General features: G+C 74.0%; 10 protein-coding genes. All 10 read left to right on the top strand.

The window, feature by feature from the left end; all coding sequences use genetic code 11:
* The first annotated feature begins 313 nt into the window (after positions 1 to 313).
* Positions 314 to 1,078, top strand: coding sequence for a BTAD domain-containing putative transcriptional regulator (locus ACH4PY_RS28820; protein WP_398189163.1), 765 nt, complete (start codon positions 314 to 316; stop codon positions 1,076 to 1,078).
* Positions 1,079 to 1,136: 58 nt separating this feature from the next.
* On the top strand, positions 1,137 to 1,877 hold the full coding sequence (locus ACH4PY_RS28825) for a BTAD domain-containing putative transcriptional regulator (RefSeq protein WP_398189166.1): 741 nt from the start codon (positions 1,137 to 1,139) through the stop codon (positions 1,875 to 1,877).
* 46 nt (positions 1,878 to 1,923) lie between these two features.
* The gene (locus ACH4PY_RS28830; protein ID WP_398189168.1) at positions 1,924 to 2,571 is read left to right on the top strand and encodes a LuxR C-terminal-related transcriptional regulator; all 648 of its coding nucleotides are present in this window, start codon (positions 1,924 to 1,926) and stop codon (positions 2,569 to 2,571) included.
* A gap of 120 nt (positions 2,572 to 2,691) precedes the next feature.
* Positions 2,692 to 2,910 carry a DUF5988 family protein gene (locus tag ACH4PY_RS28835; protein WP_398189171.1) on the top strand — a complete coding sequence of 73 codons (219 nt, stop codon included), beginning with the start codon at positions 2,692 to 2,694 and terminating at the stop codon, positions 2,908 to 2,910.
* A 232-nt stretch (positions 2,911 to 3,142) separates the two neighbouring features.
* A complete protein-coding gene (locus tag ACH4PY_RS28840) occupies positions 3,143 to 4,498 on the top strand; it encodes a rhodanese-like domain-containing protein (protein ID WP_398189174.1) in 1,356 nt (451 codons plus the stop codon).
* A gap of 274 nt (positions 4,499 to 4,772) precedes the next feature.
* Complete coding sequence (locus ACH4PY_RS28845) at positions 4,773 to 5,138, top strand: rhodanese-like domain-containing protein (RefSeq protein WP_398189177.1); 366 nt, start codon at positions 4,773 to 4,775, stop codon at positions 5,136 to 5,138.
* Positions 5,135 to 5,878, top strand: a complete 744-nt coding sequence (locus ACH4PY_RS28850) for a sulfite exporter TauE/SafE family protein (protein ID WP_398189180.1) — start codon at positions 5,135 to 5,137, stop codon at positions 5,876 to 5,878. Before ACH4PY_RS28845 ends, ACH4PY_RS28850 begins: the two co-directional genes overlap by 4 nt.
* A 136-nt stretch (positions 5,879 to 6,014) precedes the next feature.
* A complete protein-coding gene (locus ACH4PY_RS28855; protein WP_398189183.1) occupies positions 6,015 to 6,590 on the top strand; it encodes a rhodanese-like domain-containing protein in 576 nt (191 codons plus the stop codon).
* Positions 6,591 to 6,734: 144 nt separating this feature from the next.
* Complete coding sequence (gene cynS / locus ACH4PY_RS28860) at positions 6,735 to 7,232, top strand: cyanase (RefSeq protein WP_398189186.1); 498 nt, start codon at positions 6,735 to 6,737, stop codon at positions 7,230 to 7,232.
* A 582-nt stretch (positions 7,233 to 7,814) separates the two neighbouring features.
* Entirely contained in the window at positions 7,815 to 11,894 is a 4,080-nt protein-coding gene (locus tag ACH4PY_RS28865; RefSeq protein WP_398189189.1) for a hypothetical protein, read from the top strand.
* The last annotated feature ends 130 nt before the right edge of the window (positions 11,895 to 12,024 follow it).

Genomic DNA, 12,024 nt, shown 5'->3' on the forward strand with positions numbered 1-12,024 from the left:
CGGATGCCGGATAGGCCGGGGTGCGGCCTATTGGCTGTCGGTTGACCGACCCTCACACCGCGCCGCAAAGTGTAGCTATGATGCGGTGATGCTCCTTGCCACAAGCGAATGAATGGCCCTTCTCCCGCCCCGACCGGCGCGTGAGAGCTACCGCCAGGCGAAGTCCCGGCCGACTGGCCGGACTTGTGTCACCGGCTGGCGGATTCCCCTACGCTCGACAACAGGGTGATTCTCGGGTGTTAAAAAAACATATGGAAAACAGTATGTGTCCTTGCCCGGCCGGTGTATGTCCGCCGGCGGAAAGCGCGGTGCGATGAGGTACGAGATTCTCGGCCCGCTCCGTCTGGCCGAAGGGACGTCGACCCGGCTGGTCGGCGCCCGCAAGGTCGAGGTCCTGCTGGCGGCGCTGCTGGTGCGGGCCGGTGAGCCGGTGGGCGGTGACGACCTGGCGAAGGAGATCTGGGGCGCCCGCGCGCCCCGCCAGACCCAGGCCGCCCTGCACGTCTACGTGTCCCAGTTGCGCAAGGCGCTGCGGCCGCCCGGCGGCGGCGAGAGCCCCGTCGTGACCGCCCGTGGCGGCTACACGCTGCGGCTGGGCGGCGACGAACTGGACTTCGTCCTCTTCCAGGACCTGGTGCGCACCGGCCGCGCCGCCCAGCAGGACGGCCGGCTGCACGAGGCGTGCGAGGCGTACGAGGAGGGCCTCGGCCTGTGGCGCGGACCGGCTCTGGAGGAGCTGCGGGACGGCGCCATCGTCAACGGATTCGCGTGCTGGGCCGAGCAGGCCCGGCTGGAGTGCATGGAGCGCTACGTCGAGACCGGCCTGGAGCTGGGCCGGCACCGGGAATTCATCGGCTACCTCTACGCGCGGATAGAGGAACTTCCGCTGCACGAGTCCTTCTACCGTCGGCTCATGCTCGCGCTGTACCGTTCCGGGTGCAGAGCCGACGCCCTGGACGTCTACCGTTCGGCACGGACGGTACTCGTCGAGGAACTCGGACTCGAACCGTCCGCCGCACTCCAGCAATTGCACCACGCCGTGCTCGTCGACGCCCCGGAACTCGCGGCGCCCCGGTGAGTGCCCGCACGTACTGAACGTCCGTCAGGTAAAACGGTCCGGACTTTACGGGGGTAACATGCGGTACGAGATACTGGGTCCGCTCCGGGTGGACGACGAGCGGGGGAGTTCCCCGCTCGGCGCTCAGCGACTGGCGACCCTGCTGGCCGTCCTGCTCATCCGATCCGATCAGGTCGTCTCGGCGGAGCAGATTTCCCGCGAACTGTGGGGCGAAACACCGCCGCACCGCACCACGGCCACGCTCTACGTCTGCATTTCCCGGCTCCGCAAGTTCCTGGACCGGCCGGGTCGGCGCAATCCCATCCTCACCCGGCCGGGCGGATACATGCTGTGCCGGGCCGCGAGCGAATGCGATGCCGACGTCTTCGAACGGCTGATGGCGGTGGGCCGCAAGGACGCCAGGTCCGGGCAACCGGAAGCCGCGGCGACGAGTTTCGACAGCGCCATGGAGCTGTGGCGCGGCGCCCCGCTCGCCAACGTCCGGTCCGGGCCGCTCGTCACGGGTTTCCGCCGGCGGCTGGACGAGATGCGGATCGAGTGCTCCGAGATGTTCGCGCAGGCCCGGCTCGACCTCGGGCGCCACGAGGAGGTCATCGCCCCGCTGCGGTCGCTCGTCACCGAATTCCCGCTGCGGGAGATCTTCTACCGGCAGCTGATGCTCGCGCTCTACCGGTCCGACCGGAAGTCCGAGGCGCTGGGCATCTACGACTCGGCGTGCCGCGTCCTGGACCGGGAAACGGGACTGGAACCGGGCCGGGACCTGCGGCAGCTCCGGCACGCCGTGCTGGCCTCGCTCTGATGCCGGCCGCTTCCGCGTCGTCCCGTCGATTGGGTAGGTGAACGTGGTGCCAGCGGTTCCGGTCAGTGTCGTACTCGTCGACCACCATCCCGTCGTCCGCGCGGGCCTCTCGACCTGGTGCGCGGCCGCCGAGGGTCCCATCGAGGTCGTCGCCGAGGGCCCGGACGTGTCCGTCGCGCTGTACGGTCCGGGCCGTACGGCGGACGTCGTCGTCCTCGAACTCCTCCCGCGCGACGGCCGTCTTACCTGCGCCGAGCTGCACGAACTCGTCGCACAGCAGCGCCGGATCGTCGGTTACACCATGCGCAGCGGCCCGGAGGACGCGCTCGCCCGGATGGATCTGGGCTCCACCGCCGTGATCACGAGGGCGGCCGAGCAGCGGCACCTGGTGACGGCGATCCGGGCGGCCGCCGCCGGGGTCCGCTACGCCCCGCCGCGGCCCGTCCCCTCCCACGACCGCCCGACCGCGCGTCCCCTGCTGTCGGCGCGGGAACTGGAGGTGCTCGTGTCGTGGTTCCGCGCGGAGTCCAAGGGCGTGGTGGCCAAGGGCCTGGGCATCTCCGAACGCACCGTCAACACCTATCTGGACCGGGTGCGGATCAAGTACGCCAACGCGGGCCGCCCCGCGAGCACCAAGGCGAAACTCATGGCACGGGCCGTGCAGGACGGCCTGATCTCGCTCGACGAGTTGTGAGATCCGCACACTGCCCCGGTGCCCGGCCGCACCGGAGACTGTCAGGGAGCGACAACGCCGGGCGGCCCGGGCCCGGACGACACCGCAGGTCAGCACGAACGTGAAGGGAGCACCACTGTCATGACGTCCGCACCCCCGCCCAACGTCATCCTCCGCGGCGGCCCCGAGCAGTTCGCCCCGCCCTCGCACACCCGCTACGTGGACGACACGGACACGAAGCTGAAGCTCTTCGTCGGCAACGCCTGGGAGCACTACGAGCCCACCGAGGAGTTCATGGAGCACGACGGCAACAATCTGCGGGTCTTCGAGTGGAGCCGCCGCACGTACGTCGCCGAGTGAACGACCGGCGCGGGCGAGGCCGCCGGGCGGACGGATCCCACGTGGAACCGTCGCCCGCCGGCTCGTAGCCGGGAGCGTCCTGGACCCGGCGCCAGGGCGCTGACCTGGTGGTTCTCATTCCCGTGCAGCCCCGGCTGCCGCAGCTGTGGCGACCCTCATGCGATACCCCGAGGGGTATCCGTGTACCGTGGGATATACCCCGGGGGGTACATGCGCGGAAGGAAGCCTCCTCTTGTTCTTCATCGAGACCATCGAACTCAAGGGCCTCGGCAACCGGCACTACCTGGCCGGCGGCCGCACGGCCGCCGTCGCGGTGGACCCGCCGCGCGACATCGACCAGGTGCTCGCGGCCGCCGCCCGGCGCGGCGTGCGCATCACGCACGTGGTCGAGACCCACCTGCACAACGACTACGTCACCGGGGGCCTGGAACTGGCACGTGTGACGGGCGCCACCTACCACGTGCCCGAGGGCGCGCGGGTCGCCTTCCACCGGGTCCCGGTGGCCGACGGCGACGCGATACCCGTCGACACCGGGCTCGACCTGCGGGCTGTCGCCACCCCCGGGCACACCCCGCACCACACCGCGTACGTCCTGCACGAGGACGGCGCCCCGGTGGCCGCCTTCACCGGCGGCTCGCTGCTCATCGGCACGGTCGGCCGCCCCGACCTGGTGGAGCCGCGGCTCACCGAGGGCCTGGCCCGCGCGCAGCACGCGTCCGTACGGCGGCTCGCCGACGAGCTGCCCGACGAGGCGTCCGTACTGCCCACCCACGGCTTCGGCAGCTTCTGCTCCTCCGCCCAGGCGGGCGGCGACGCGACCACCATCGGCCGCGAGAAGACCGTCAACCCGGCGCTGACGACCGACGTGGAGTCCTTCGTCGCCGGGCTGCTCGCCGGACTGGACGACACCCCCGCCTACTACGTCCACATGGCCCCGGTGAACGCCGCCGGGCCCGCCCCCGTGGACCTGACCCCGCCCGGTGTGGCCGACGCGGGCGAGATCGCCGCCCGGCTCGCGGCGGGGGAGTGGGTCGTCGACCTGCGCAACCGCGTCGCCTTCGCCGCGGGCCACGTCGCCGGAACGTTCAACGTCGAGGCCGACGGCAAGCTCGCCACGTATCTCGCCTGGCTGATCCCGTGGGGCCGCCCGGTCACGCTGCTCGCCGAATCCCCCGGGCAGCTCGCGGACGCCCAGCGCGAACTGGTCCGGGTCGGCATCGACCGCCCCGCGGCCGCCGCGACCGGCACCCCGCAGGACTGGGCCAAGGGCGCCCCCCTCGCCTCATTCCCCCGCGCCACCTTCGCCGACCTGGCCGAACGCGGCACCGACGCAGTCGTCGTCCTCGACGTGCGGCGCGCCGCCGAGCGGGCGGCCGGCCACATCGCGCACTCCGTCCACATCCCGCTGCACGAGCTGCACGGACGGCTCGCCGAGATCCCCGCGGGCCCGGTGTGGGTCCACTGCGCGGGCGGCATGCGCGCCGCCATCGCCGCCTCCCTGCTGGACGCCGCGGGCCGCGACGTGGTGGCCGTGGACGACACCTTCGACGCCGCGGTCGGCACGGGCCTGACCCTCACCGCGGGCTGACCGCGCGGGGCCGGCGCCCGACCCCGGCCGGGCCCCCGCACACGCGGGGGAGTCCGGTCGGTCGTTCCGCGGGACCTGCGTGTCGCGACTCCGGCCGAGCCCCCGGCGCCGACCCCGCCGCCGCACCGCACACGCGGGGCGCCCGGGCACGCGTCCGACTCCGGCCGGGTCCCAGGGACCGCCCCGCCGCCGCACCGCACACGCGGGGCGTCCGGGCCGGTGCGCCCGTCCCCCGCTGCTCTCCTCCCCCCACCCCCGATCCGCGAGGCTTGTGATGTTTCCCTTCCGCGGCGCCCCGCGCCGTGTCACCGCCGACGAGGCCCGCCGCCTCACCCTCGGCTCCGCCGCGAACGCCGTCCTGCTGGACGTGCGGGAGCAGGGGGAGTGGGAGGCCGGGCACGCGCCCGGTGCCGTCCACGCGGCGCTGTCCCGGCTGACGGCCGGGGCGGCCCTGCCGGGCGCCGCGCACGGGCGGCCGGTGGTCGTGGTCTGTCGCAGCGGCCACCGCTCGCAGCAGGCCGCCCGGCTGCTCGCCGACCGCGGGGTGGACGCGGTGGACGTCAGGGGCGGCATGAAGGCGTGGGCCGCCGCCGGGTACGAGATCGCGGGTCCGCGCGGGACGATCGGCACCGTCGCATGACGGACCTGGTCCTCGCGCTCACCTCCGGCGCGGTCGTCGGCCTGGCCCTCGGCGGGCTGGGCGGCGGTGGCAGCGTGCTGGCGGTGCCCGCCCTCATCTACCTGCTGGGCTTCAGCCCCGCCGACGCGACGACGGCGGCGCTCGTCATCGTCGCGCTCACGTCGGTCACGTCGCTCGCCGGGCACGCCCGGGAGGGCGACGTCGCCTGGCGGACCGGGCTGCTCTTCGCCGCCGCGGGCATCGTGCCCGCGGCGCTCGCCGGGGCGGCCGCGGGCCACCTGCCGCAGGCGGTGCTGACGGCGGCCTTCGCCGCCGTCGCGGTGGTCGCGGCACTGCGCATGCTGCGCCCCGCGCCGCCCGCGCGCCCCGGGCCCGTGCATCCGGCGCGGGCGGGCGCCGCGGGCGCCGGGCTCGGCGCGGTAACCGGCTTCCTCGGTGTCGGCGGGGGCTTCCTCGCCGTGCCGGTGCTGGTCGGCGTGCTGAAGGTGCCGATGCGGCGGGCGGTCGGCACCAGCCTGCTGGTGATCACCGTCAACTCGGTCGCCGCGCTCGCCGCCCGCTCCGGCAGCGGCTCGTCCCTGGACTGGGCGGCCGTCGCCCCCTTCACCGCCGCCGCGGTGCTGGGCGCGTGGGACGGCAGGCGGCTCGCGCGCCGGGCGACCGGCGGCACGCTCCAGCGGCTCTTCGCCTGGGCGCTGCTCGCGGTCGCCGCGCTGATGCTCGTCGACGCCCTCGTGTGACCCGCGGCACGACCACCACGGTGTCCCGGCCCGGCGACAGAAAGCTACCGACCGGTAGAAGGCTTCACATTCCCGTATGACTCCCGCAACAGAACCCGTTTTCGGGGCACTCTTGACCCTTTAGGATGCATGCACTATGGCTACGACCACCTCCCTCGACGCCCGCCAGGTCCGTACCCGGCTGGACGACCTCACGGTCATCGACGTGCGGACCGCCGGTGAATACGCCGGCGGCCACATACCCGGCGCGCTCAACGTCCCGCTGGACCGGCTGGACGAGGCGCTCCCCGACATCCGGGAGGCCGCCGGGCGCGGCCCCGTCCTGGTCGTGTGCGCCTCCGGCACGCGCTCCGAGAACGCCTGCCGCACCCTCGCCCGGCACGGCGTCGAGGCCGCCACCCTCACCGGCGGCACCAGCGCCTGGGCGGCCGAGGGCCACGACCTGGCCCGCCCGGAGGGCAGGCCGCGCGCGGTGTGGGCGATGGAGCGGCAGGTCCGCTTCACCGCGAGCGTGATCATCCTGCTCGGCCTCGCACTGGGCTTCTTCGTCCACCCGGCCTTCCTGCTGCTGTCCGTCGGCATCTGCGGCGGGCTGATCTTCTCCGCCCTGACCGACACCTGCGGCATGGCCGTCGTCCTCGGCAAGCTCCCGCACAACCGCCCGCGCGCCGCCGACCTCGACGCCACGCTGGCCCGGCTGCGCACCCGCTGACCCGGTGACCCGCTGACCCGCTGTGCGGCGGAGGCCCGTACAGGCCGGGGCGGCGGAACACGCCGGAAACACGTCTGACGTACCATCACCGGCCTACCAGCGGCCCGGACACCCACCGGGCCCCCGGCGGGGAGGTACCGAAGGATGAACGACGCAGGCAGGAACGGTGTGCCGGGCGGCCTTCCGCCCCGCATGGACCGCGACGACGTCACGGCCTCGATCGTCGCCGCCAGGCTGGCCAAGGGCCTGAGCTGGCAGAAGCTGGCCGACGAGATCGGACGGCCGGTCGTCTGGAGCACCGCGGCGCTGCTCGGGCAGCACCCGCTCCCGCCCGAGGGCGCACGCCGGATCGCCGAGCTGCTCGACCTGCCCGAGGAGGCCGTACCCGTGCTCGCCGCCGTGCCGCACCGCGGCGGGCAGATCGGCGCGGTGCCGACCGATCCGACGATCTACCGCCTGCACGAGGCGGTGCAGGTCTACGGGCCCGCCCTGAAGGAGCTGATCCACGAGCAGTTCGGCGACGGGATCATGAGCGCGATCAACTTCAAGGTGGACATCGGGACCGCGACGCACGACGGCGCCGAGCACGTCGTCATCACCTTCGACGGGAAGTTCCTGCCCTACAGCTGGCCCAGCGACTGAGCCCGCCGCGGCGCCCGGCGGGGCGAAGATCGGCGTGCCCTGGGCCGAGTGGACCTCGAACAGCTCGGTCAGGGCGTTGCTGAGCCCGGAGCGCCGCACCAGCACCGCCGCCGTGCGCGTCCCCTCGTCGCTGCCGGTCAGCGGCACCAGCGCGTCCCGCCTGTCCACCACGATCAGCTTCGTCGGCACCCTGGGCAGCACCCGGGCCTGCTCGCCCAGCGCCACCAGGTCCCGCACCCGCTCGGCGTACTCCGGCACGGTCGGCACCTCGGGTTCGGCGCTCGCCGGCAGCTCCTCCACCCGCCGCGTGATCCGGGCCCTCGATCACCTCCACCGTCAGCGGGTCCGCCCGCGTACTGCGCGGGACGGCCCGATCGGCGCACCGGTCGAGACCGATTTGCTCCAGCACCCCGCCACCCCCCCCGTTCTTCCGCCGGGTTTGGTCGGATTGGGCCCGGCCCCGGCGTGGTCACGTGTGGCCAGTGGCCATAAGTGGCCAGCCGAATCACTCCCTTGTCACCCCTGTGAGCTGCGACTCTACGACCTCCCCCGTCCGAGGTGACAAGGAGTTACGAGCCCTCGATGAACATCAGAGCGAAAGCCCTGCGCGGTGGCGCGCTGGCCGCGGTCCTGGCCACGGCTGCCGCCGTGCTGGCGGCCCCCGCGGCGCACGCCGAACCGTCCGGCCACGTGATACGCCTGAATGCCGCCCAGTTGGCGAAGCTGAGCGCCGAGTACACCCCGATGAGCGACGGAACGCCCGGCCTGGTGGCGGCGGCCGCGAGGTCCGGTGCCTCGCGCGGCGACGCGGCCGGGACGGCCGATCCGGCGGCGCCGCAGAACGCCGCGTCGCCGTCCGTCGACGAGCAGACGAACTGGCAGACCGCGCGCGGCGCCGCGTCCACGCTGGCGCTGAACGGCACCGGCGACTGGGTCGCGCTGTTCGGCAGCGGTTCGGTCACCCGGTACGACGCCCACGGCGACCCGGTGTGGCAGCGCACCACGCACTCCCTGTACACCGACTGGCACGTGACACCGCAGAGCAGCCTCCAGCCGGAGGAGTACACGGCGTCCATGTACGAGGGCTACAACCCGTACAACCCCTCGTCCACCGGAAAACACCCCTACGCCCAGGCCGACTTCAACCACGACGGCGTCGCCGACGTCGCCGTGGCCTACTCCGTCGGCGACAACCCGGTGCGCAGCTTCACCAGCCCCGGCTCGACCATGTCGACCGGCACCTTCGTCAGCGTCCTGGACGGCCGCACGGGCCGGATGCTGTGGCACCGACTCGTGCCCGGCTACGTCGGGTCGATGCTGGTGCAGGACGGCAAACTGGTCGTCGCCGAGCGCACCGGTCCCAACTGGGACCTGGACCCGGTCGCCGAGCAGGGCGACAGCCGCAGTTCGCTCACCGCCTGGTCCTTCACCGCCGGGAAGGCGGGAAGCCTCACCGGGCGCACCGCGTGGACGTACAGCACCGGGGCGCCCTGGGCGTCCTGGTCGGACGTCGAGCCGATGAGCGGCGGGCGGATCACCGCCGGCTGGACCGACACCCCGTTCGGCCTGGGCAGTCCGCGCCCGCCGGCCGGCCACGTGGTGGTCCTCGACGCGGCCACCGGCCACGTCGGCGTGGACACCAGGACCCCCGGCTACCCCCGCATCGTGCACCAGGACCCCGGCACGGACCGGGTGCTGGTGGCCGAGCAGAACGACCCCTACGACGCCGTGCGCTGGGACCTGACCGCGTACGACGCCCGTACCGGATCCCGCTCGGTGCTCGCCTCGCGCGAGGGCACCATCCCCGAGGCCTTCGTCGTCAACGGGCAGGCCCACGGCGGGCAGGCGCGCTACGCCGTCGCCGAGCTGGGCATCGACCCGGTGACGCTGGCCGACGGCCAGAGCACCGTGTCCGGCTGGGACGGGCACGGGAGGACGGTGTGGCACCACCGGACCGCGAGCACCGTCGGCGGCGCCAACGCCCCGACGCTGTCCCTGGCGTTCGACCCGCACGGGCAGGGCGAGGTCCTCGCCACCGTCGCCGACGCCACCGCGGTCACTGCCGCGACGCCCGAGGGCCTCTCCCACATGCAGCTGCTCGCGTTCGACGCCCGCGACGGCGGGGTCAGGTGGCGGCGCGAGGGCGACGTCACCGGCGACCAGGTGACGCCCTACCAGGGCCGCCTGCTCACCGTCGGCTACGACGCCACCGCCTGGTCGATCGACCCGCGGCGCGGTGACGCCACCGCCCTGCCGCTGCTGGGCGACCTGTACTCGGCGGTCTCCACCGACGTGAACGGCGACGGCGTCAAGGACCTCGTCGCGGGCGGCCAGAGCCACGGGCTCTTCGCGCTCGACGGCCGCTCGCTGAAGAGCAGCACGCCGCGCATCCTGTGGCACACGGCCGTCAGCGGCGCCGTCCACCAGGTCCAGCTGGCCCAGGTCGCCGACCGCCGGGGCGGCAGGGCGACGCGCCTGGTCGCGGCCACCTCCGGCGGCTTCGCGGTGCTCGACCCGCGCAGCGGCCGTGTCACGGCCGACGTGACCACGGGCGCCTTCCAGTACGGCGTGACCGTGACCGGCGGCGCGATCGTCGCCACCGGTGCCAAGGGCGTCAGCGCCTACACCGCCGACGGCGCCGTCCGCTGGACCTACCGTCCCGCGGGCACCGACGGCAAGAAGGTCCTCTACTCCACGCCTGCCACCGACGGCCAGGGCCGCCTGTTCCTCGAGTACGGCGGCGCCCTGTCCGGCTTCGGCACCGGCGCCAGCGACCCCGCCCCGACCGCCGTCGCGCTGGACGCCGCCGCCGGCACCCAGCTGTGGAGCGAGCGGCCCACCGGCCTGTCGGCCACCTGGATCGAGCAGCAGGCCGGTGCCTTCGCCAGTCCGGCCATCCCGTCCGCCGGGGGCCACGGCGTCGCCTTCGCCTTCGGCGGCGACAAGCCCGGCGCCCCGCACCAGGTCCAGATCGTGGACGGCCGGACGGGCACGGTGATCTCGGCCCGCGACACGATCGGGTCGAACACCTTCCAGGGCTTCGCCGCCTCGCGCAGGTACGGCCTGGTCGAGCTGCACGCCTTCGAGGTGACGGTCTACCCGGCCGACGGCGGCGCCGCCCACGACGTCCGCCTGAACGTCAACCCGCAGCAGGGCGCGTTCGTCACGACGACCGGCGGCACGGAGACCTTCGTCATGGGCGTCGGCGGGATCGAGCAGTTCGACCAGCCCTTCCCGCAGCCCGAGGACACGCTGGCCGCCACCAGCACGGCGTTCTCGCAGTTCGCCGGGTCGGTCACCCCGGTGTCCCTGACCGGCGCCGGACCCGGCACCGAACTGGTCGGCCTGCCCTACGACTACGCCGCGTACGCGCTCAACCAGGAGGTCGGCTCCTACGGCGCCGACATGGCGGCGCCCGACGCCTTCCCGCACGGCGTGACGGTCCAGCAGATCGACGACACGGCGAAGGCGGCCGAGCCCGCGCCCAAGTCGCTGCTGAAGGCGCCCGCCGCCGGCAGCGCCGCGGCCGCCCCCGTCAAGGACCCGGCCCTGCCGAGCGGCACGGCCGCCCCGGCACTGAAGGTCCAGGCGTCGGTCCAGGTGGGCCCGCACGACACGACGGAGACGACCCGCGGCTACACCCCGCAGCAGATCCGGGCCCGGCTCGGCCTGACCGGCGACGGCACCGGCCAGACCGTCGCCGTCGTGGACGCCTACGACTACCCGAACGCCACCTCCGACCTCGACCACTTCGCCGGGCACTTCGGCCTGCCGCAGACCTGCGACAGCGTCCCGGCCGGTACGGACTGCTTCGACTTCCGGCAGGTCTACGCCGACGGCACCCGGCCCGAGGCGAACCCCGGCTGGGAGGAGGAGGAAGCCCTCGACATCGAGTGGGCCCACGCCGTCGCACCGCACGCGACGATCGTGCTGGTCGAGGCCGCCGACGCCTCCGCGGCCGGTCTCTACCGGGCGGTCGACAAGGCCGCGGCCCTGCACCCGGCCGTGGTGAGCAACAGCTGGGGCATGGCGGAATTCTCCGAGGAGTCCTTCTACGACGACCACTGCGAACTCGCCGACTCCGTCTGCACGCAGTCCACGGGCGACGCGGGTTACCCGGCCGGATACTCCAGCACCAACCCGAACGCCCTGGCCGTCGGCGGTACCAGCCTCCAGCTGGACGCCGACGGCGCCACCCTCGGCGAGACGGCGTGGCGCTCCACAGGCGGCGGTCTGAGCTACTTCGAGAAGCGCCCCGCCTACCAGGACGGCGTGCAGGGATCGGCGTACCGGGCCACCCCGGACGTCAGCTTCGTCGCCGACCCGCAGACCGGCGTGGCCGTCTACACCACCGCCACCGGCGACCCGCTGTGGCTGGAGGTCGGCGGCACCAGCCTGTCGGCCCCGGTGTGGGGCGCCCTGCTGACCGACGCCGACCAGCTGCGCGCCACCGCGGGCAAGCACCCGCTGGCCGTGGCAGGACCGGACGGCGACACCGCCCACGGTGACGTCTACGGGCTGGGGAGCAGGCTCAGCGACATCACCGCCGGCTCCAACGGCGCGTGCGGCGCGGAGTGCACCGCGGGGCCCGGCTACGACACCGTGACCGGCCTCGGCTCCCCGCTCGCGGGCGTCGACAAGGCCCTGGCCGCGATGAGGTGACGGTCCTCCGGGGGTGGGGGGGGCGCGGGGCGGGCCCCCCCCCCCCCGGCGCCCCCCGCGGGGGGGGCCCCCCCCCCCGGGGGGGCCGGGCCCCCCCCCCCCCCGGGGGGCCCCCCCCCCCCCCCGCCCG

This window comes from Streptomyces sp. NPDC021224 (genome assembly GCF_044332905.1).
In the GTDB taxonomy this organism is placed as follows: domain Bacteria; phylum Actinomycetota; class Actinomycetes; order Streptomycetales; family Streptomycetaceae; genus Actinacidiphila.

Bases quoted from the DNA above. Each gene is read 5' to 3' on its own strand.
- cynS (WP_398189186.1), top strand. From the start codon at position 6,735: ATGAACGACGCAGGCAGGAACGGTGTGCCGGGCGGCCTTCCGCCCCGC.
- ACH4PY_RS28835 (WP_398189171.1), top strand. From the start codon at position 2,692: ATGACGTCCGCACCCCCGCCCAACGTCATCCTCCGCGGCGGCCCCGAG.
- ACH4PY_RS28855 (WP_398189183.1), top strand. From the start codon at position 6,015: ATGGCTACGACCACCTCCCTCGACGCCCGCCAGGTCCGTACCCGGCTG.
- ACH4PY_RS28865 (WP_398189189.1), top strand. From the start codon at position 7,815: ATGAACATCAGAGCGAAAGCCCTGCGCGGTGGCGCGCTGGCCGCGGTC.
- ACH4PY_RS28850 (WP_398189180.1), top strand. From the start codon at position 5,135: ATGACGGACCTGGTCCTCGCGCTCACCTCCGGCGCGGTCGTCGGCCTG.
- ACH4PY_RS28820 (WP_398189163.1), top strand. From the start codon at position 314: ATGAGGTACGAGATTCTCGGCCCGCTCCGTCTGGCCGAAGGGACGTCG.
- ACH4PY_RS28845 (WP_398189177.1), top strand. From the start codon at position 4,773: ATGTTTCCCTTCCGCGGCGCCCCGCGCCGTGTCACCGCCGACGAGGCC.
- ACH4PY_RS28825 (WP_398189166.1), top strand. From the start codon at position 1,137: ATGCGGTACGAGATACTGGGTCCGCTCCGGGTGGACGACGAGCGGGGG.